Annotated in this window: 19 protein-coding genes; 12 read left to right on the top strand and 7 right to left on the bottom strand. The window is 71.2% G+C overall.

Features of this window, described 5'->3' with window-relative positions:
• Positions 1–42 precede the first annotated feature (42 nt).
• Both ABZW17_RS42730 and ABZW17_RS42725 read right to left on the bottom strand, forming a co-directional pair.
• Positions 43–648, bottom strand: a complete 606-nt coding sequence (locus ABZW17_RS42730; protein ID WP_354827433.1) for a response regulator transcription factor — start codon at positions 646–648, stop codon at positions 43–45.
• Between the two features lie 252 nt (positions 649–900).
• Positions 901–1,650 carry an AraC family transcriptional regulator gene (locus ABZW17_RS42725; RefSeq protein ID WP_354827430.1) on the bottom strand — a complete coding sequence of 250 codons (750 nt, stop codon included), beginning with the start codon at positions 1,648–1,650 and terminating at the stop codon, positions 901–903.
• Between the two features lie 456 nt (positions 1,651–2,106).
• On the opposite strand from ABZW17_RS42725, the gene ABZW17_RS42720 reads away from it, so the two are divergent.
• Positions 2,107–2,283, top strand: coding sequence for a hypothetical protein (locus tag ABZW17_RS42720; RefSeq protein WP_354827427.1), 177 nt, complete (start codon positions 2,107–2,109; stop codon positions 2,281–2,283).
• A 325-nt stretch (positions 2,284–2,608) separates the two neighbouring features.
• On the top strand, positions 2,609–3,214 hold the full coding sequence (locus ABZW17_RS42715) for a response regulator transcription factor (RefSeq protein ID WP_354827424.1): 606 nt from the start codon (positions 2,609–2,611) through the stop codon (positions 3,212–3,214).
• 58 nt (positions 3,215–3,272) lie between these two features.
• Here ABZW17_RS42715 and ABZW17_RS42710 read toward each other — a convergent pair whose 3' ends face one another.
• Together ABZW17_RS42710 and ABZW17_RS42705 are read right to left on the bottom strand one after the other, a co-directional pair.
• Positions 3,273–5,663: a histidine kinase gene (locus ABZW17_RS42710; RefSeq protein ID WP_354827421.1), complete on the bottom strand. Its 2,391-nt coding sequence runs from the start codon at positions 5,661–5,663 to the stop codon at positions 3,273–3,275.
• 176 nt (positions 5,664–5,839) lie between these two features.
• Positions 5,840–6,349: a DUF899 family protein gene (locus ABZW17_RS42705; RefSeq protein ID WP_354827418.1), complete on the bottom strand. Its 510-nt coding sequence runs from the start codon at positions 6,347–6,349 to the stop codon at positions 5,840–5,842.
• 143 nt (positions 6,350–6,492) lie between these two features.
• Between ABZW17_RS42705 and ABZW17_RS42700 the strand changes: the two genes are divergently transcribed.
• On the top strand, positions 6,493–7,113 hold the full coding sequence (locus ABZW17_RS42700; RefSeq protein WP_003081264.1) for an L-threonylcarbamoyladenylate synthase: 621 nt from the start codon (positions 6,493–6,495) through the stop codon (positions 7,111–7,113).
• Positions 7,114–7,137: 24 nt separating this feature from the next.
• Here ABZW17_RS42700 and ABZW17_RS42695 read toward each other — a convergent pair whose 3' ends face one another.
• Positions 7,138–7,800, bottom strand: a complete 663-nt coding sequence (locus ABZW17_RS42695) for a maleylpyruvate isomerase family mycothiol-dependent enzyme (RefSeq protein WP_354827415.1) — start codon at positions 7,798–7,800, stop codon at positions 7,138–7,140.
• A gap of 145 nt (positions 7,801–7,945) precedes the next feature.
• Between ABZW17_RS42695 and ABZW17_RS42690 the strand changes: the two genes are divergently transcribed.
• Together ABZW17_RS42690 and ABZW17_RS42685 are read left to right on the top strand one after the other, a co-directional pair.
• Positions 7,946–8,329 carry a YciI family protein gene (locus tag ABZW17_RS42690; RefSeq protein ID WP_354827412.1) on the top strand — a complete coding sequence of 128 codons (384 nt, stop codon included), beginning with the start codon at positions 7,946–7,948 and terminating at the stop codon, positions 8,327–8,329.
• Positions 8,326–9,561, top strand: coding sequence for a DUF6596 domain-containing protein (locus ABZW17_RS42685; protein WP_354827409.1), 1,236 nt, complete (start codon positions 8,326–8,328; stop codon positions 9,559–9,561). Before ABZW17_RS42690 ends, ABZW17_RS42685 begins: the two co-directional genes overlap by 4 nt.
• Before the next feature lie 39 nt (positions 9,562–9,600).
• Here the strand turns inward: ABZW17_RS42685 and ABZW17_RS42680 are convergent, their stop codons facing one another.
• Together ABZW17_RS42680 and ABZW17_RS42675 are read right to left on the bottom strand one after the other, a co-directional pair.
• Positions 9,601–10,299 carry a winged helix-turn-helix transcriptional regulator gene (locus ABZW17_RS42680; protein ID WP_354827407.1) on the bottom strand — a complete coding sequence of 233 codons (699 nt, stop codon included), beginning with the start codon at positions 10,297–10,299 and terminating at the stop codon, positions 9,601–9,603.
• Between the two features lie 69 nt (positions 10,300–10,368).
• Positions 10,369–11,175, bottom strand: coding sequence for an AfsR/SARP family transcriptional regulator (locus ABZW17_RS42675; protein ID WP_354827404.1), 807 nt, complete (start codon positions 11,173–11,175; stop codon positions 10,369–10,371).
• Positions 11,176–11,668: 493 nt separating this feature from the next.
• Between ABZW17_RS42675 and ABZW17_RS42670 the strand changes: the two genes are divergently transcribed.
• From ABZW17_RS42670 to ABZW17_RS42640, 7 genes are all read left to right on the top strand, one after another.
• The gene (locus ABZW17_RS42670; RefSeq protein WP_354827402.1) at positions 11,669–12,574 is read left to right on the top strand and encodes an AraC family transcriptional regulator; all 906 of its coding nucleotides are present in this window, start codon (positions 11,669–11,671) and stop codon (positions 12,572–12,574) included.
• 25 nt (positions 12,575–12,599) lie between these two features.
• The gene (locus ABZW17_RS42665) at positions 12,600–13,598 is read left to right on the top strand and encodes a DUF1702 family protein (RefSeq protein WP_354827399.1); all 999 of its coding nucleotides are present in this window, start codon (positions 12,600–12,602) and stop codon (positions 13,596–13,598) included.
• Positions 13,599–13,730: 132 nt separating this feature from the next.
• Positions 13,731–14,693, top strand: coding sequence for a DUF1702 family protein (locus ABZW17_RS42660; protein ID WP_354827396.1), 963 nt, complete (start codon positions 13,731–13,733; stop codon positions 14,691–14,693).
• The gene (locus ABZW17_RS42655; RefSeq protein WP_354827393.1) at positions 14,690–16,663 is read left to right on the top strand and encodes a CRTAC1 family protein; all 1,974 of its coding nucleotides are present in this window, start codon (positions 14,690–14,692) and stop codon (positions 16,661–16,663) included. Before ABZW17_RS42660 ends, ABZW17_RS42655 begins: the two co-directional genes overlap by 4 nt.
• Positions 16,664–16,667: 4 nt before the next feature.
• Complete coding sequence (locus ABZW17_RS42650; RefSeq protein WP_354827391.1) at positions 16,668–17,666, top strand: enediyne biosynthesis protein; 999 nt, start codon at positions 16,668–16,670, stop codon at positions 17,664–17,666.
• 38 nt (positions 17,667–17,704) lie between these two features.
• On the top strand, positions 17,705–18,262 hold the full coding sequence (locus ABZW17_RS42645; RefSeq protein WP_354827388.1) for a DUF5987 family protein: 558 nt from the start codon (positions 17,705–17,707) through the stop codon (positions 18,260–18,262).
• Positions 18,259–19,911 carry a GMC family oxidoreductase gene (locus ABZW17_RS42640; RefSeq protein WP_354827385.1) on the top strand — a complete coding sequence of 551 codons (1,653 nt, stop codon included), beginning with the start codon at positions 18,259–18,261 and terminating at the stop codon, positions 19,909–19,911. The genes ABZW17_RS42645 and ABZW17_RS42640 overlap by 4 nt, the downstream gene beginning before the upstream one ends.
• Positions 19,912–20,174: the final 263 nt, after the last annotated feature.

The raw sequence follows: 20,174 nt of genomic DNA, 5'->3' as shown, positions 1-20,174 counted from the left end.
GGGAGGTTTACCGGTGGTGGGCGGAAAAGCCGGCGGCGAACGTCAGAGCCACTCGGCTTCGGTGGCGATGCGGATGGCGTGGACCCGGTTGCGGGCGTTCAGCTTCGTCACCACCGAGGCGAGGTAGTTGCGGACCGTGCCGGCCGAGAGGAACAGCTCGGAAGCGATGTCCGAGACCGTACGCCCCTTGGCGGCCAGGCCCAGGATTTCGACCTCGCGCGGGGTCAGCGGGCAGTCGTCGGTCTCCCAGGCGGCCAGGGCCAGCTCGCTGTCGATGACCCGGCGGCCGATGGCGACCGAACGCACGGCGTTCGCCAGCTTGTCCGACGGCGCGTCCTTCAGCAGGAAGCCGTTCACCTTGGCGTCCAGCGCGCGGCGCACCGTGCCCGGACGGCCGAGGCTGGTCAGGATGAGCGTGTGGCAGTCCGGCAGGCTTTCGTGGATCTCGATCGCCGCGGACAGCCCGTCCTTGCCCGGCAGGTCGATGTCGATGACCGCGACGTCCGGGTGGGACGCCTTCGCGGCGGGCAGGATCTGGTCGCCCGAGGACACCTCGGCCACCACCTCGATGTCGGATTCGAGGTTCAGCAGGGCGACCAGGGCGCCGCGGACCATGTGCATGTCCTCGGCCAGCAACACCTTGATCACGTCGGTACCTCGCACCCCAGTCGGCGACTCCGAACCGCAATTGTACGCCATTGCCCGGCCTGGCCGGTGTTTCTCGCGATCGGGCCCACCGGAATACCGAATTCGTCCGCCACCCACCCGATCCCGGGCCGGGCGGGCAATCCGGTGGCCGATGCCCGCTGCTGGGCCGAATGGCCGGGCACCGACCCGAACAGGTGAGTCCGCCGCCCGTGGATTAACGGACGGCGGATTCGGTGTCCCGCAATTGCACGCTCAGCTGGCCAGCGGGCGGGAGACCGCGGCGTGGCGCAGATCCGGCAGGGCCAGCAGGACGGGCGGGTCGAAGCCGTGCCGCGGGCGCAGCCGGACGTCGGCCAGGCTCGCCGTGACACCGCGGTGGATGGTCACCGGCCCGGTCAGGCCGGTGAACGGCCGCAGCCCGTGGTTGTCGAGCGGGGTGGTGCCGTAGGCGTGCGTCAGGACGTACCAGGAGCCCAGCGGGACGTCGGTCAGCGCGTACGGCCCCGGACCAGGCAAAATGGCGTACCGGGCCGGTGCGCCCTCGGCGATCCGGGCGGCGAAGAGCCCGACGAACACCGGGCCGACCTCGGCGGCGGGGGCGACGCGCAGCTGACCGCGCACGGTCGCCCCGGACCCCGGCTGGGCCTGCCGGTCGGCGATCCGCGGGGCCATGCCGTGCAGCTGGCGGTAGCCGGACGGCGAAACGCCGACGCTGCCGCTGAACCGCGCGCTGAACGTGCCGACGCTGTTGTACCCGACCTGGTGGCTGATGTCGGCCACCGAGATCACGGTCGTGGCCAGCAGGCGCTTGGCCTCCGCCAGCCGCAGGGCCGACAGGAACCGGCCCGGCGACAGCCCGGTGACCCGCAGGAACACCCGGGTGAAGTGGAACTTGCTGAACATGGCCGCGCGGGCGAGGTCGTCGATCGTGAGCCGCTCGCCCAGGTTGTCTCGCATGGTCACGATGGCACGTGCCACGGCTTGCCGGACGATCTCATCCATGGTGGGCCGTCCCCTCCGGTCGACGGTGCCGCGTCCGGGCCTTCCGGCGAAGTGTCCGGGTGCGGGAAAAACGATTCCGACCAAAACTGTAGGACCGCGGACGTCTACTTCTTAAGTGCTCTGTGCACCGGTGTGGATGGATTTCACCGGTGGTCGACATGCGTTTTGCACATGCCCCGTTTGAGGTCACCGGAGGCGGGTATCCACGGCATGACGGATGCACATGGGCGCGGTCGGCGACCGCGCCGAGCATCCGGGCGATCGCGCTTGGTGACGAAATCAGCGTGATTCGACCTCGATTCGACGGCTGGTTACGCCGTTCGGACTCTTCCCCGAAACCGCACGGACCATGTGTAAGCCACAGCGGCCCGATGACGCGGGCACTGGCTGCGGGCGCGGCACTGGGCGACGATTTATGTCACGTGAAGCATTCATCTTCGCCACTGGGAGCACATAATGTCCGCACAGGTTTCTGCCAACGTCCGCGCACTTTTCGCCGATCTGGGTATCGAGGTCGAGCAGACCGTCACCGACCTGTCGATCGACCGGTTCGAGCAGTGGAGCGACGGCACCGCCGACGTCCGGCCGATCCTGGGCAGCATCTGCCGGCTCGACGTCCTCGAGGCAGCCTGAGCGTTGTTTTCCCTGTTCTCGTGTCTGACGGGCCGGTCACGCCGGGCGCGCTCCGCGCGCCGGCGGTGGCCGGCCCCGTCGCATGTGGAGCACGGCAACGTCCACAAACGACGTGACAGGAAAATTTCCAACAGCCTGCCGATCATGACGAGAACCCGTTACGGGTCGTAGTCGCGCGATCGCGACAAGGCAGTTTTAACCAGGCATTTGCCTGTGCCCGTGCATTTCGCGGCAGCGAGCTCGGAAGATGCCCGAACGGTGCAACCGATTCGTCAAGCAGAATGGTTGACTTGACTTCTGGGGAATCGTGAGTGCGGAGGCACCCGTGATCAGAGTGCTGGTTGCCGAGGACATGCACATCGTACGGGGCGCGCTGGTCGCCCTGCTGCGGCTGGAACCCGACATCGACGTGGTCGCGGAGGTCGCGTCCGGCCTGGAGATCCTGCCCGCGGCCCGCGCCAACCACGCGCAGGTGGCGGTCATCGACATCGACCTGCCCGGGAAGGACGGCCTCACCGCGGCCGGTGAGCTGCACGAACAGCTGCCCGGCTGCCGGACCCTGATCCTGACCAGCCTGGGCAGGCCCGGGACGCTGCGGCGGGCGCTGGACGCCAAGGTCGGCGGGTTCCTGCTGAAGGACGCGCCGCCCGACAAGCTGGCCAACGCCGTGCGCGGGGTCCTCGCCGGCCGCCGGATGGTGGACGGCGACCTGGCGCTGGCCGCGTGGGACACCGTCGACTGCCCGCTCACCGGCCGCGAGCTGGACGTGCTCCGGATGACCTCGCAGGGCTACGGGACGGTGGAGGTCGCCGCGCGGCTCTACCTGTCCGCCGGCACGGTCCGGAACTACCTGACGACGGTGGTCGCGAAGCTCAACGCCCGCAACCGGGTCGACGCCATCCGCATCGCCGAGGAGTCCGGCTGGCTCTGAGCCGCCAACAGGTACAGACCAGTATGGCCGTCCGCAAACTGGTATGTGCCAGTGTGAATCAGACCGGGACGACGGCCCGCAGCCGGAACCGGCCGTCCGGCTCGACGCCGGCGGTCAGCTCGCCGCCGAGGTCGGCGACGCGGTGCGAGAGGTTGCCGATCCCGCTGCCGGGCGACGAATCGCGGGGCACCGCGCGCGGCGCGGGCACCACCGGTTCCGCCGGTTCGGCCGGTTCCCCGGAGTCACCCGGGTTTTCCGGGTTCCCCGGCTGCCCGTCCCGGCAGCCCCCGACGCCGTCGTTGACGATGTCGAGGCTGATCCCGCCGTCCGTGCGGTACATGGCGATCTCGCAGCTCTCCACCCGGCTGTGCCGCAGCACGTTCGTGACGCCTTCGCGCAGCACCACGGCCAGCACCGTGCGCACCGGCGTGGGCAGCTCGTCCTCCAGCATCTCCATCCGCACCCGGACGTCGGCGGACGTCAGCACCGACTTCGCGGTGCGTGACTCGCTGGCCAGCGAAAGTTCGCGGTAGCCGCTGGCCACCGACCGCACGTCGGACAGCGCCTGCCGCGTCAGGCCGAGCACCTCGGCGAGCTCGTCGGCGGCGCGGTGGCGGTCCAGCGGCAGGATCCGGGCCGTCAGCTCGCTCTTGAGCGCGATCGCCGACAGGCTCATGCCGAGCAGGTCGTGCAGGTCGCGGGCGAAGCGCAGCCGCTCCTCGGCCAGCGCCATCTCGGCCAGCCGCCGCCGGGTGTTGTCGAGCTCGGTGACCAGCCGGACCAGCCACAGCAGCCCGAACACGGCCAGCCCGGTCATCACCGTCGCGGCGGTGTAGAACACCGTCGAGGTGATGTCCGCACCCGAAATCCGCTGGATCTCGGCGTAGGCGGCGATGTTGAGCGCGAAGAACACCCAGCCCGCGACCGGCGGCAGGACCAGCAGCGAGCTGCCGATCAGCAGGCCGGGCAGGCTGACCCAGTTCGGGCCGAGCGGCAGCAGCGGCAGGTAGATGAGGCACGCCTGCACGAACACCATGCCGTAGCTCTGCGCGGTGCGCAGGTTGGTGGCCGGCCGGTTGAAGTAGGAGAACTGCAGGGCCAGCAGCGCCACGATCGAGCCGATGACCAGGATCACCTGCCACGGCTGGGTGGTCAGCTCGAGCACGTGCAGCGTGGCCCCGCACGCCATCAGGGACATCACCACCGGCAGCAGCCGGCGGATCCGCTTGGACTCGGTCTCCGCCTGCCGCTCGGCTTCGTGCGCGGCTCCGGTGGCCGGCCGGTCCGGGACCGGGAGCTCGACCCGCAGCCGGAACCGGCCGTCGGCGCCGGCCTTCGCGGTCGCCGTGCCGCCGAGCGCGGCGACCTCGTCGGGCAGGGTCGCCAGCGTGGTCGCCGGGTCGTCCGCCGTCACGCCGTCGTTGGTGATTTCCAGGGTGACCTTGCCGTCGTGGTGCCGGACGTCGATTTCGCAGTGCTCGACGTCGCTGTAGCGCAGGACGTTCGTGACGCCTTCGCGCAGCACCCTGGCCAGCAGCGTGCGCGCCTGGACGGGCAGGTCGCCCTGGTCGAGGTGGACCCGGACGGCGATTTCGGACGCCGACAGCAGCGTCTCGGCCGTCCGCGACTCCTTCTCCAGCGACAGCTCGCGGTAGCCGTGCGAGACCGCGCGGACGTCGGACAGCGTGCGCTGCGCGGTCGCGGTGATTTCGCCGAGCTCGGCCTTGGCCGCGTCGACGGACTTGCGCATCAGCCGCTGCGCGAGCTCGCCCTTGAGCGCGATCGCGGACAGGCTCAGGCCGAGCAGGTCGTGCAGGTCGCGGGCGAAGGCGAGCCGCTGTTCGGCGACCGCGCGCTGGGCGAGTTCGGTGCGGGCCCGGTGCAGCTCGTGGACCATCCGGGCGAGCCGGGCCAGCAGGTAGTAGAGGATGCTGTAGAAGCCCGCCGAAAACCCGATGTAGATCGTGTCCAGCGGGGACGCGCCGAACGTGTGGTAGACCCACACCTCGCTCAGCGCCACCACGCCCAGCGTCGGCCACGCGTACCGCGGCGGCAGCACCAGCAGGGCCGCGCCGCCGACGAAGTCCGGCATGTCCGCCCACAGGATGCCGAAGGTCGGCAGCGGGACGTAGGCCAGCACGACCACCACGGCGAGCAGCACCCGGCTGGTGACCGAGTCGAGCCGGGCCGACGGGCGGCTGAACCACAGCAGCTGGATCCCGAGCAGCCCGGCGACGGCGGCGACGGCGTACAGGGCGTGGAGGCCGTCGACCGAAGCCGGCAGGAGACCGACCACGCCGATCACGCTGAACCCGGCGATGACCACGACGATGATGGCCGAGGCCAGGTAGGTGGCCAGCCGGGGGCGCCGGTCCGCCGCGGTGGTGCCGCGGGGTTCGGCGGTCGCTGAGCGCCCGGTGGGCGGCTCGAGTGCGGCGACCGGAGACATCAGTGCGGACCCTCCGGGATCTGCGCGGCGACCGGGCCGCCCGGGAGGCCCGGTCTCGGCGCTGTGTGTGCGAGCTGACGGCTGATCATAACCCAAGGGAGCACACCGGAAGTGGTGCGAAAGCGCGCGAGCGGGCGGGGAACAGCGGGAACGCGGCCCGGTCGCGTCCGATCGGGTCAGCGCCGGTCCGGTGTGGGCGGGAGCCCGCCCGCGTTCGCGAGCAGACCCAGGAAGTCCAGGCGCGGCACCGCGACCGAACCGGTGTGCAGCACGGAACCGTCCACCAGCCGGAAGAAGCTCAGCCCGGACTCGTCGTCGTCCCAGGAGTCGCCGGCGCCGGGCACGTGCCGGGTCGCCGGGAAGTCGTCGGTGAACGCGCTGCCCGCGGCCGAGTAGGCGGCCACGTCCCAGCCGAGGTGGCGCCGGTACTGCTCGAGTTTCGCGTAGGGCGCGCGGGAGACGAGCACCAGCCGCAGGCCGGGGTCGTGCAGCGCGGCGGTGACCTCGGGGGCCGGGACGACGTCCGCGGGTCCGCTGTGGTCGGCCATCGGGTGGTGCACGGCCAGCCGCCGGTGGCCCCGGAACAGCTCGGCCAGCGACACCCGTCCTCGCGGGCCTTCGAACAGGTACCCGGTCCCGGCGACGACACGGGGGCGGTCGAGTTCCGGCACGGTCAGCTCCGTCATCACTGGCCCTCCCTGGCTGGGTTCCACTGCGGATTGTGGGCCGCGCCCGGCGGGCAGGCCCAGCGTTCGGTCCCGGAACGGCAACCTGGGAGACGCGGGGGCCCGCCGTGCCGTGCGGGCCGGGCGACCCTAGGCTCGGGCCCATGGCACGCTATTTCGACCTGCACCCGGAGAACCCCCAGAAGCGGGCGCTCGGCCAGGTCGTCGAGATCCTTCGGAACGACGGGCTGATCGCCTACCCGACCGACTCGTGCTTCGCGCTCGGGTGCCGTCCGGGCAACCGCGACGGGCTCGACCGCATCCGCGCCATCCGCAAGCTCGACCACCGGCACCACTTCACCCTGGTCTGCCAGGACTTCGCCCAGCTCGGCCAGTTCGTGCACATCGACAACGCGGTGTTCCGCGCGATCAAGGCGGCGACCCCGGGCAGCTACACGTTCATCCTGCCGGCGACCAAGGAGGTCCCGCGGCGGCTGATGCACGAGAAGAAGAAGACGGTCGGCGTGCGCATCCCCGACCACCGCGTGACCCAGGCGCTGCTGGCGGAGCTCGGCGAACCGCTGCTGTCGAGCACACTGCTGCTGCCGGGCGAGGGCGAGCCGATGACGCAGGGCTGGGAGATCAAGGAAGAGCTGGACAACGCCCTGGAGGCGGTCCTGGACTCGGGCGACTGCGGGGTGGAACCGACGACGGTGGTGGACTTCTCGTCGGGTGAGGCGGAGATCCTGCGCGTGGGGGCGGGGGATCCGGCGCCGTTCGAGTGAGGCCCACCGGCCGGGGACCCGCGCTCAGCGCTCCAGCAGTTCCAGCCATTCGGCGGTGTGCCCGCCCGCGAACGCCAGCGACAGGTCCTCGGCGAACCGGCGGCCGGTCACCAGCAGGCAGAAGTCCTCGGCCGGGCCGGTGATGCGGTCGCGGGCGTCCTCCGGGCCGAACAGCCAGAGTTCGCCCGACGGCGCGCGCAGCTCGAACCGGAACGGCTCCGGCGGTGTCTCCTGGTGGCGGTGGTACACCCGGTCGCGCGTCCGGACGCCGTAGTAGGCCACGTGGCCGATCGCGTCCGTGCGGCGCAGCCGGGCCCCGACCGCGTCGGCGATGTCCTGGCCGCAGGCGAACAGCTCGGTCAGCACCGCCGCCGCCAGCACCGACGGGCGCAGCGGGCCGTCGCTCCACGGCAGCTCCGGGGACGGCGGGGCCGAGGCCAGCAGCGCGGTCGCCTTGCGCTGCTCGATCAGCCAGCTCACGATCGCCTCGTCGAGGGAGTCGTAGGAGATCTGCGGGGTGACCCCGAACGCCGCCGGGTGCTCGACGCTGAGCCGGACCAGCCGCGCCGTCGACGTCAGCCGGGCGAAGTACCCGGTGAGGTCCGGGCCGGGGCCGTACCCGTACCGCTCGGCCAGCTCGGCCAGCGCCTCGGTCTCGGTCTGCAGGTCCGTGAACACGTCGGCCATCGACGCCAACCTCCTGGTCCGGGTAGCCGGGACTGCCCCGAACCAGCCTGTCAGGCGGCCTCGCGGCGGCTCCACTCCGCGCTTGCGGCGTGGTCGGCTATGTTCGGCCACGGACGCGGCGAGGGTGGCTGAAGGGAGCCCGGACGTGAAGTACCTGCTGGCGATGTACCTGAACCCCGACGTGATGGCGAAGCTGTCCGAGGAGGACATGAACGGCATCATGACCGGGCACCAGGAGTTCATCCGGACCATCCGGGAATCCGGCGAGATGATCAGCACCCAGGCGCTCGGCGCGGTCGCCGACAGCAGCGTCGTGCGCGTGCGCGGGGGCCTGCCCGCCGTCACCGACGGCCCGTTCCTGGAGTCCAAGGAGTTCCTGGCCGGCTACTACCTCGTGGAGTGCACGAGCCGGGCACGCGCCGTCGAGCTCGCGGGCATGATCCCGGACGCCGCCATCGAAGGTCTCGGCATCGAGGTCCGCGAGGTGGTCTTCTTCGCCGACGCCGAAACCGAAGTGCCCATGGCGTGACCGGCGTCGCCGACGTGCTGCGGCCGCTCGTGCCGCAGGTGCTGGGCGTGCTGGTGCGCCGGTACGGCCAGTTCGACGCGTGCGAGGACGCGGTCCAGGAGGCGCTGCTCGCGGCGAGCGAGCAGTGGCCGGCCGACGGCGTCCCGGACCACCCGCGCAGCTGGCTGGTCACGGTCGCGACCCGGCGGCTCACCGACCACTGGCGCAGCGAAAGCGCGCGGCGGCGGCGTGAGGAGTCGGTCGCCGTGCGGGAGCCGGTCACGGTCGTCGCCGGGCCGGGCGAAGAGCAGCCCGCCGCCGAGGACGACACGCTGTCGCTGCTGTTCCTGTGCTGCCACCCGGCGGTTTCGCCGCCTTCGCAGGTCGCGCTGACGCTGCGCGCGGTCGGCGGCCTGACCACGGCGCAGATCGCGAGCGCCTTCCTGGTCCCCGAGGCGACCATGACCCGGCGCATCACCCGCGCTAAGGAGAGCATCGCCGCGGCGGGGTCGACCTTCAGCGAGCCGTCGCCGGCCGACTTCCCGGCGCGGCTGCAGGTGGTGCTCCAGGTGCTGTACCTGATCTTCAACGAGGGGTACACGGCGACGTCGGGCGAGAACCTGCTGCGCGTCGAGCTGGCCGCGGAGGCGATCCGGCTGACCCGCGCGGTGCACGCGCTGCTCCCCGGCGAGGGCGAGGTCGCGGGCCTGCTGGCGCTGATGCTGCTGACCGACGCCCGCCGCGCGGCCCGCACCGGCCCGGACGGCGAGCTGGTGCCCCTGCCGGACCAGGACCGCGCCCGCTGGGACGCGGCGATGATCGCCGACGGGGTCGCGCTGGTGCGCGCGACGCTCGGCCGCGGCCCGGTGGGCCCGTACCAGGTCCAGGCGGCGATCGCGGCGCTGCACGACGAGGCGCCCGGCACGGACGAGACCGACTGGCCGCAGATCGTCGAGCTGTACGGCGTGCTGGGCGAGCTCATGCCGGGCCCGGTGGTGACGATGAACCTGGCGGTGGCCGTCGCCCAGGTGGCGGGCCCGGACGCGGGCCTGGCGGTGCTGGACGGCATCGACGCGAAACTGGACCTCGCCCGCCGGGTGGACGCGGTCCGCGCGCACCTGCTGGAGCGGGCGGGCCGTCCGGCGGAGGCGGTGGAGTGCTACTTGAAGGCGGCGAAGCGCACCGAGAGCGGGCCGGAGCGGCGGTACCTCGAGGCGCAGGCGGCGCGCGTCGAGGCACAGCTGAGGTCGTGACCGAAGCCGGGCCTGCCCGCGCAGCAGGCCCGGCGCCTTTCAGTGGACCGCGATGCCGCTCGCCGGCTCCGGGGCCGCCGGGACGTGGAACAGCTGGGCGAACAGCTCCAGGTCCGCCGCTTCGCCCTCGATCGACAGCTTGCCCGCGCGGATCGCCGCCGCCGCGGGGAGCTGGCCGCTCATCAGGTCGAGCAGGGCCGCGTTGTGGCCCGTGCGGATCACCAGGTCGGCTCCGGGGAACCGGCCCTCGCCGACCTTGACCGCGCCGTCCTCGACCAGGGCGTGCACCGTCATGCGGTCGTCGTAGCGGATCTCGAAGGTGATCTGCACGCCTTCGGCGCTCTCCGGGCGGAACGTCGTGTACAGCGACAGGATGGCCGCGTCGAGGGTGACGACGTCGTCGGCCGCCGGCTTGTTCAGCGAGCGGGCGCCCCACAGGCCCAGGTCGAGCACGATGTGGTCGAGCTCGCTGCCGTACTGGGTCAGCTCGTAGACCAGGCCCGCGTCGAGCTCGGCGCGGACGCGGCGGCGGATCACGCCGGTCGCCTCCAGGTCGTTGAGCCGGGCGGACAGGATGGACGGCGGGATCTTCGGCAGGCCGGCCTGCAGCTCGTCGTACCGCTTGGCGCCGAGCACGAGGTCACGGATGATCAGCAGCGACCAGCGCTCGCCGATGAGCTCGAGCGCGCGGGCGACGCCGCAGAACTGGCCGTAGGCACGGGTGTGCGGAGTGGGCATCGAACATTCCTCACTTCTTCTCGGGCGATGCGACGGCCCGGCGGGAGCCGGGAACGTGGTCGGGGCGGCTCACCGGTGGTCGCCCTCGGAAATCAGCTCTCGGTGCAGGGACTGCAGGTCGTCGCAGGGTTCGACGCCCAGCTCGCCGGCCAGCCGGGTGCGGAGCTTGCGGTACACGGCCATCGCGTCGGACCGCCGTCCGCTGCGGCCCAGCGCCCGCATCAGCTGCCCGTGCAGGGCTTCGTCCAGCGGGCTGCCGGTGGTCAGCGAACGCAGCTCGCCGATCAGCTCGCGGTGCCGCCCGCTGACGATCTCCGCCTCGATCCGCAGGTGCAGCACGCTGCGCCGCAGTTCGAGCAGCTCGGTCCGGTAGGCCGACAGCACCGGTCCACAGTGGATGTTCGCCAGCGGCGGCCCGGACCACAGGTCGAGCGCCGCGCGGCAGGCGTCGGCGGCCCCGGCGTGGTCACCGGCGGCCTGGCGCTCGAAGCCGGCCTGCTGCAGCCGGACGAACCGGTGGATGTCCACTTGGGACGGTTCGATGTTGAAGGTGTACCCGGACTGCTTGGTGACCAGCAGCTTCTCGGCGTCGTCGGCGAGTTCGTTCTGCTGGATGCAGCGGCGCAGGTGGTAGACGTAGGTGTGCAAAGTGGTCCGGACCGTGCGGGGCGGGTTGTCCGACCACAGCTCCCGGATCAGGGTGTCGATGTGTACCATCTTTCCCGGGCGCATCACCAGGACGGCGAGCAACGCCAGCACCTTCGGGGCGCTCGGGGCGTAGTCGACGCCGTCGCGCAGCACTTCCAGCGGCCCCAGCACGCTGAAGTGGACGCCGCCGTCGACCGGCTCGTCGGTTCGCTGCTGTTCGGAGTACATGGCTGGCCTCCAGCATCGTCAAGGCGTCCTCGCGCTCCCCAGATCGTGCCGCGCGGGTCGGTGGACGGCCGAACTCCGGGCTTCTATCCGAATGTGACAGAGCGCCGACCCGGCGGCCAGTGAACCGCCCACCGGACCCGGCGTGCGTTCGTCCTGTCCGCGCATGCGTTCCGCAGGTTCCGGGTGTGCGCGGCGCACCCGCCGCCATCTGGAGGAACCCGCCGTCCACCGGGCCGGGGCCTCCCCGGATCGGACCAAACGCGCGTCCCGCGGGACCGCTGCCGATCATGGCCACGGGCGTCCGGCACACCGCACCCGGGCGTTCCGCACGCGGCGGTCCGGGCGCACCACCCGCACACGACCGGGTGTCCCGCGGACGGGTGAACCGGGTCACGGGTCTCCTCCATCGCTCGTCAATCGATCTCCGAGATACGGCGTCTTCCCTGGCACGAGGAGAAGGAGAACCGCCACCAGGGGATTAGAGGTTGGACTGATGATGTTGCGATCGATTGCGGCTGTCGGACACGGCAGCGAGTTCGACGCTCCGGCCCGCGAGCCGGCGCTCGAAAGAGTGGACAAGTCGGTCCGGCCCGCGGTGCTGCAGGCCATCTCGTCCATCCGGGAGCGCTACTTCGAACCGATCACGCTCGCCGACCTGGCGTCCGAAGTGTTCGTCAGCCGGTTCCACTTCTCCCGGATGTTCGCCGACGCCACCGGGGTGACGCCCGGCCGGTTCCTCACCGCCGTGCGGCTGTTCGAGGCGAAGCGGCTGCTGCTGACGACGTCGCTGAACGTCTCCGACATCGTGTGCAGCGTCGGCTACAGCAGCGTCGGCACGTTCACCAGCCGCTTCTCGCGGGCGGTCGGGATGACGCCGACGCAGTACCGGGAGCCGCAGGTCGCCGAGCTGCTCGTGGCGATCTCGCCGACGCTGCGGCGGCTCCCGCCACTGCGGACGCTGCGCGCGGCCGGCCGCAACTGCGCGTCGCTGCAGGCGGGGACGGGCGAGCTGGCGATCCAGCTGGACCTGCCCGGTGGGGCGGCCCCCGCGGACACGCTGGTCGGGCTGTTCGCCGACCCGGTGCCGCAGTGCGGTCCGGTCGCCTTCACCGGCATGGCGAACATGAACTCGGGCGAGCTGAGCATCCACGGCGCGCCGGCCGGCCAGTGGACCGCGATCGCGGTGGCGCAGCACCAGCCGGGTGCCGCCGGGCCGCGCTTCTCGATCGCCTACTCGACCGTGCACGTGGCCCCGCACGGCCGGTCCGCCACCCGGATCGCGCTGCGGGCCCCGGCGCCGACCGACGCGCCGATCGCGATCACGCTCGCCTCGAAGCAGTCGCCGTTCACCCAGCGCATGCTCGCCGCGGCCCGGCCGCACCTGCGCGCCGTCGCCTGACCCGCCGAACAAGGGACCGAGACAGATGTCCACCGTAATCGGAGTGCTGCGCAAGCGGTTTCTCGCACCTTCCCTCGCTTCGGTCGGCTTCGCCGAACGCGGCTTCCCGGTCACCCACACCGACGCGACGGCCCGGCTGGAGGCGGTGCCGCAGGCGGTCATCTGCGGGTTCGAGTGGGCCATCGAAGGTGCTTCGCTGTGGGAGGTCGAACGACGGCTCGCGCTGATCGAGCCGGAGCAGCGCGGGTTCGCCTACGAGGGCGCGACGATGGGCTACACCATCCTCGACGCGATGCCCGGCGGCGGCCGCGACCGCACCCGCGAACTGCTGGAGGGGCCGGCGCGCCCGTACATCTTCCTGACCTACATCGGGATCGGCTTCGCGATGGCGCGGCTGCCGCGCCCGCTGTGGAAGAACATCCTGCCCGAGCTGACCGGGGTGGCCTACCACCCGACGATGAGCTGGCTCGCCGTCGACGGCTACGGGTTCGACCGGGCCTACTTCGACACCGACAAGTGGGTGGGCAAGCAGGCCGAGCCGGAGCCCTACCCGTGGGCGGGCCGGCCGGAGTACTTCTCGCGTGCCTTCGACCAGGGGGTCGGCCGGGCGCTGTGGTTCATCCACGGCGGCAACCCGGCCGCGGCCGCCGCCGCGGTCGGGCGGTTCGCCGAACACCGGCGGGCGGACCTGTGGAGCGGCGTCGGGCTCGCCTCGACGTTCGCCGGCGGGTCCGACCAGCGCGGGCTGGCGATCCTGCGGCGCGCGGCGGGGGAGTACCACGACGAGCTCGCCCTGGGCGTGACCTTCGCGGTCAAGGCGCGGACCTACGCCGAGTACGTGCCCGCGCACACCCATCTGGCCGCCGAGGTCCTCACCGGCCTGTCCGTGCAGCAGCTGCGGGACGTCTCCGACCGGACCGAAGCCGCCGGCGACGGCGGCGACGGCGATCTCCCGATGTACGAGGTCTGGCGGGCGCGGATCCGGGCGGAATTCCGCCCCGACGCGCGCCGCCTGGCCAGCTGAACCCCAGGTCCGCGGCCCGGCGGCAAACGTGGAGTAGAGCTGCCGGTGCGGAATCTGTGACCGTGGAAGCATTCGGCCAAAGATTTATGCGACCCGTAAGGGGGAAGTGCGTTGGGCGACGGTTGGCGCGCGTTGAGGCGCCGCATCCTGACACCGGACGTCTCCGAGACGTCGCTGGACAAGCGTGGTTTCCACAAGAAGAGCCCGCAGGCTCAGGAATTGCTGGAAACGGTGGGGGAGAAGTTCCTGCTCGGCTACGCACACGCCGTGGAAGCGCGGAACCCCGCCCAGTGCGAAGAATGGCTGGGTCGCATTCCGGAACAGTTCCGCGGATTCGCCTACGAGGGCGCCGGAATGGGCTACGCGATGCTCGACGGCCTGCCGTTCGGCGGCCGCCGGCACATCGACGACTTCGTGGCCGAGCCGGGTGCGGCGAACCAGCACTACATCATCCTGGTCGGCGTCGGCTGGGCGATGGCGCGGCTGCCGCGCTTCGCCTGGCCGAAGGCGGACCGGTTCGACCCCCTGCTGCGCTGGCTGGTGCTCGACGGCTACGGCTTCCACCAGGCGTACTTCAAGACCGAGAAGTACGTCCGGCAGCAGTACCAGGAGCCGGGCTTCCCGTGGCCGGCCAAGGAGTACGGCGGCTACGCGCTGCGGGCCATGGACCAGGGCATCGGCCGGGCCCTGTGGTTCATCTGCGGCACCGACGTCGACCTGGTGACGAAGACGATCGCCGGGTTCGCCCCGTCCCGCCACGGTGACCTGTACGCCGGTGTCGGGCTGGCGTCGACGTACGCGTGCGGGGTCGACGAGGCCGAGCTGGTCGAGCTCGCCGAGCGGGCCGGCAAGCACCGCGGGCAGCTCGCGCAAGGCAGCGCCTTCGCGGCCGACGCCCGGGTGCGCGGCGGCGTGCTGATCCCCCAGACCGAGGTCGCCACGCGGGCGATCTGCGGGCTGCCCGCCGAGCGCGCGGCGGCGATCACCCAGGAAGTGCGCCCGGCGGAGGTCGTCGACGGCGAGGTCCCGGCATTCGAAGCCTGGCGGCAGCGGATCGCCGGCGAAGTGCTGACCCATGGAGGAGTGAACCAATGACCGCGACCACACGCTGGCTGCGTCGGCAGCTCGCGGGCATCGTGGCGATCGCGCTGGTGCTGACGTTGTTCTTCGTCGCGCGCCTGCCGAGCGTCTCGGCCGCCGAGCAGGACCAGCTGGCTGGCAAGTTCCAGTTCACCCCGATGACCATCGCGTTGCCCGCGGCGGCGAAGTCGCAGTACGTCCGGACGCTGAACAAGCAGTACGAGCACATTTCGGCCTGGATGTCCTCGACCGGCGCCGCGATCGCGATGAACGACCTCGACGGCGACGGCCTGGCCAACGACCTCTGCCTGGTCGACCCGCGCAGCGACCAGGTCGTCGTCACGCCGACCCCGGGCAAGGGCCAGGAGCGCTACGCCCCGTTCGCCCTCGACCCGGCGCCGCTGCCGACCTGGCAGTACATGGCCCCGATGGGCTGCGTCCCCGGTGACTTCAACGAAGACGGCCGGATGGACGTCCTGGTCTACTACTGGGGCCGCACGCCGGTCGTGTTCCTGCAGAAGGCCGGGGCCACCAAGCTCTCGCCGTCGGCCTACCAGCCGGTCGAGCTGGTGCCGGGCAACAAGCGCGGCCCGGACGGCAAGTACGACGGCCCGCTGTGGAACAGCAACGCGGCCACCATCGGCGACTTCGACGGTGACGGGCACGTGGACGTCTTCGTCGGCAACTACTTCCCGGACAGCAAGGTCCTCGACCCGAACGCCGACGGCGGCATCACGATGAACCAGTCGATGTCGCACGCGAAGAACGGCGGCGGGAAGTACATCTACCGCTGGACCGGCGCGACCGCGGGCCCGAACCCGACCGCGTCGTTCACTGACGCCTCGGACGCGATCCCCGCCGACGACCGCTCCGGCTGGACGCTGGGGGCCAGCGCCACGGACATCGACGCCGACGGCCTGCCCGAGCTCTACATCGCCAACGACTTCGGGCACGACCACCTGCTGTACAACAAGTCGACACCGGGGCACGTGGCCTTCGGCGAGGTCACCGGGATCCGCGGGGTCACCGAACCGAAGTCGAAGGTGCTCGGCAACGACTCGTTCAAGGGCATGGGCGTCGACTTCGGCGACTTCAACCACGACGGGCTCTACGACATCTTCGTCAGCAACATCACGACGTCGTGGGGTGTCGAGGAGTCGAACCTCCAGTTCGTGAACACCGCCAAGGACCTCACGGACCTGCGCAACCAGCTCAAGGACGGCGTGGCCCCGTTCCACGACGAGAGCGGCGACACGCGGACGGCGTGGTCCGGCTGGGGCTGGGACCCGAAGATCGAGGACTTCAACAACAGCGGTGACGTCCAGATCGCCCAGGCGACCGGGTTCATCAAGGGCCAGATCAACCGGTGGCCGCAGCTGCAGGAGCTGGCGGTGGCCAACGACGGCATGACGTCCAACCCGTTCTGGTGGCCGAACGCCCGGCCCGGCGACGACCTCGCCGGCGACCAGACGCTGCACTTCTTCGTCAAGCGCTCGGACGGCACCTACGTCGACCTCGCGCCGAAGCTCGGCCTGGCCGTTCCGGTGCCCACCCGCGGCATCGGCGTCGGTGACGCCGACGGCGACGGCCTGCCCGAGTTCGCCGTGGCGCGGCAGTGGGAGCAGCCGATCTTCTACCACAACGACAGCCCGAAGACCGGCAAGTTCCTGCAGCTCAAGCTGAGCACCGACGCCCCGGTGGCGCCCGGCCCGCTGCCCTCGGCCGGTTCGCCGGCGATCGGCGCCGAGGTCACGGTGACCGCCGCGGACGGCAAGAAGTACGTCGGCCGCGTCGACGGCAGCAGCGGGCACTCCGGCCGCCGCAGCTTCGACGTCCAGATCGGGCTGGGCGAGAACGTCTCCGGCCCGCTGGCGGTGCACCTGCAGTGGCGGGACCGCACCGGGCAGCTGCGCACGCAGGACCTGAAGCTCGCACCGGGCTGCCACATGTTCCAGCTCGGTACCCAGGCGAAGGAAGAGATGTGACGTCATGGCGACGCCCATAACGATCAAAGTGGACACTGCCCCGCCGAAGCGCACCAACAAGGTCATCACGGCCCTGCGCCGCTTCGCCATCTCGATCACGATCTTCAACATCCTCGGCTACACCGTGCTCGGCTTCGAGCAGCCGTGGCTGTACCCGTTCATCGCCGTGGGCACCGCGTACACCACGGAGATCCTGCTGGAGATCATCAACGCCAAGGTCACCAAGCGGGAGGTCCGCTTCCGCGGCAACGGGTTCCGGGGCCTGGTCGAGTTCCTGTTCCCGGCGCACATCAGCGGCCTGGCGCTGAACATGCTGACCTACGTCAACGACCACGTCTGGGCGATGATCTTCGGGGTCGTCGTCGCGGTCGGCGCGAAGTGGGTGCTGCAGGCGCCGGTGTACGGCCGGCTGCGGCACTACATGAACCCGTCGAACTTCGGCATCACGATCATGCTGCTGGTGTTCCCCTGGGTGAACATGACGCCGCCGTACCACTTCTCGGAGAAGGTCGACACCTGGGTCGGCTGGCTGATCGTGGCGGTCATCCTGATCTCGGGCACGGTGCTCAACTCGCTGCTGACCGGCCGGATGTGGCTGATCTTCGGCTGGTTGTCGTTCTTCGTCGTCCAGGCGTTCCTGCGCGGTGCGCTCTTCGGCACGGCCATTCCGGGCGCGCTGGCGATGGGCACCGGGATCGCGTTCGTGCTCTACACGAACTACATGGTGACCGACCCGGGCACGTCGCCGTCGAAGCCGGTTTCGCAGTTCGCCTTCGGCGCCGGGATCGCGATGATGTACGGGTTCTTCACCGCCGCGCACATCGCCTACGGGCTGTTCTTCGCCACCGCTTCGGTGTGCCTGATCCGCGGGTTGTTCCTGTGGGGCCTGCACTTCTCGAACAAGGCGCGGATCAGGTTCGAGGCCGAGCAGGCGGCGCAGAAGGTGCAGCTCGCCGCGGCGCCGCCGGCGCCGGCCGGCGACGAAAAGCCCCTGGCGGCATAACCGCTCCGCGTAAGACAGTCTGGTGAGGAGGTAGGCCGGTGGCAAGCGAAGAAGAGGTCCAGGTGCTGACCCTGGAGGCGTACGCCGACACGATCGTGCCGGGGGAGAAGCGGTACCCGGACGACCACGCGGTGGCGGGGGCCGCACCGGGGCCCGGTGCGGTGGCGGCGGGTGCGCTGGAACTGCTCAACTACGACGCCACCGGCATCACCGCCGGCCTGCCCTACCTGGTGCAGTCGCTGAACGACCACGCGAAGTCGTACGCGGGCGAGGTCGAGCTGGAGCTCGACAGCGACCTCCCGCCGTTCGTCGCGTTGCCGTACGGGCACCGGCGGGCGCTGGTGACCCGGCTGACCAAGCCGGGGCACCCGGAGAAGGAGGGGTGGGTGAGCCTGGCCCTGTTCTGCAACATGGCCTTCGACACCGCCCCGCACCGGCACACCAAGGAGGCGCTGGAGAACGGGCACCCCGGGCTGCTCGCGCTCGGCTACCGGCTCCCGGACGCCGACGGGCTGTGGCGGTTCCCGAAGTTCTCCTACGGCCGCAAGCTGGCCGACCTCCATCCCGACACGACACCTTCGGGGAGCCCGGCATGAGTGCCATCGAGAAGACCGACGTCGTCATCGTCGGGAGTGGCTTCGGCGGTTCGATCCCGGCCTACCACCTGGCCGCGGGCGGCGCGAAGGTGGTCGTGCTCGAACGCGGGCCGTGGCTGGCCGCGGAGGACTTCGAACACGACTACCTGCTGGGTTCGTCCTACACCCGGGTGTTCGACTTCGTCGCCGGCGAGGGCATGAGCGTGCTCGGCGGCAACTGCGTCGGCGGCGGCAGCGTGGTGTACTTCGCCGCGATGCCGCGGGCGCCGAAGTTCGTCTTCGACCGCCACGGCAGCATCGGCCGCCGCATGTGGCCGTCCGAGATCAGCCGCGACTCCCTCGAGCCGTGGTACGACCGGGTGGACGAGTCGATCCCGGTGTCCAAACAGGACTGGAACGACGTCTCCTACGCGGGCGGGCTGTGGGCCGCGGCCTGCAACCACTCGGGCCGCACGGCGAACCCGGCCCCGGTGGCCGTGGACAACGACCGGTGCACCAACTGCAACTTCCAGATGGCGGGCTGCCGGTTCGACGCCAAGCGGTCGATGCTGACCAACTACCTGCCGGCCGCGCTGGCGCACGGCGCGCAGATCCGGCCGCTGCACGAGGTGGAGCGGCTGGAGCGCACCGAGGACGGCGGCTACCGCGTCCACTTCGACCTGATCGACGAAGAGGACTACCGGATCCACACCGGCTCGGGCGTGATCGAGGCGAAGATCGTCATCATCGCCGCCGGGGCCGGCGCCACACCGGTGATCCTGCAGCGGTCGGAGGCGGCGCTGGGCACGATGCCGCACGGCGTCGGCCGGTACTTCTCCGGCAACGGCGAGCGGCTGAACACCGCGATCATCGACGAGGACCGGGTGCGCGAGGTGCTCGGGCTGTCCCGTGAGGACGGTGCCGTCTACGCGGCCAACCACATCGGCAAGGGCCCGACGGTGGCGAACTGGGACAAGCTCGACGGCTCGCTGCCGGAGTACGAGCGGTACTCGCTGGAGCAGCTGTACTTCCCGCCCGGGCTCGGCACGATCCTCGCGCAGGCCCCCGGCGGCGAGGAACCGCGGTGGTTCGGCGCGGAGAAGAAGCAGATCCTCGAGCAGTGGTCCAACTGGCTCACGATCTTCCTGATGACCGAGGACGACAACGAAGGCGTCTTCGGCACCCCGCCGCCGACCGGCAACGCCTACCGCATCTCCCAGCAGATGCTCGGCCGCGGGCCGCTGCGCTACGAGCCGACGGCGAACACCCTGCGCGGCTGGGCGCTGGCGGACGCGGACTGCAAGGCCATCATCGAGAAGGACGGCCTGGCGAAGGTCTCGCCGTGGACCAACGACGTCGTCGGCGCGTACACCGTGCACCCGCTGGCGTCCTGCCGGATCGGGGACGACCCGGCGACGTCCGCCCTGCACCCCAGCCACGAGCTGCGCGACCACGCGGGCATCTTCGTCACCGACAGCGCGTCGGTGCCCGGGGCGCTGACGGTGAACCCGGCCATGACGATCGCCGCGCTGGCCGAGCGGGCCGTACCCGGCATCGTCCGGGCGCTGCAGGAGCGCGGGGTCGACGTCAAGTACGGCGCCCCCGCGCCCGACGGATCCATCACCGGCCGCCGCGCGGTGTCCAAACTGGACCTGGTGGCCGGCAACTGAACCACTGGCACCTGTGCCAGGCAGGAGAAGACCCCGATCGGCGCGGCACGCGACGATCGGGAGGCAGATCGGGCGCCGGGCCTTCGCAGCCCCGGGACAACCGACCCCGAGTCCGGGTCAGGCCGTCGCCCCGGCGCACCCGATCCGCCGTCCCCCGGTGGGGGCGGGGGGGGGGGCCCCCCCCCCCCCCCCCCCCCCCCGCCCCCCCCCCCCCCGGGGGGGGCGCGGGCGGGCGGGGCAACGGGAGGTCACCAACGGCGGGT

This window comes from Amycolatopsis sp. NPDC004625, from assembly GCF_040609695.1.
In the GTDB taxonomy this organism is placed as follows: Bacteria; Actinomycetota; Actinomycetes; order Mycobacteriales; family Pseudonocardiaceae; genus Amycolatopsis.
This window is presented reverse-complemented; position numbering and strand designations above follow the sequence as displayed.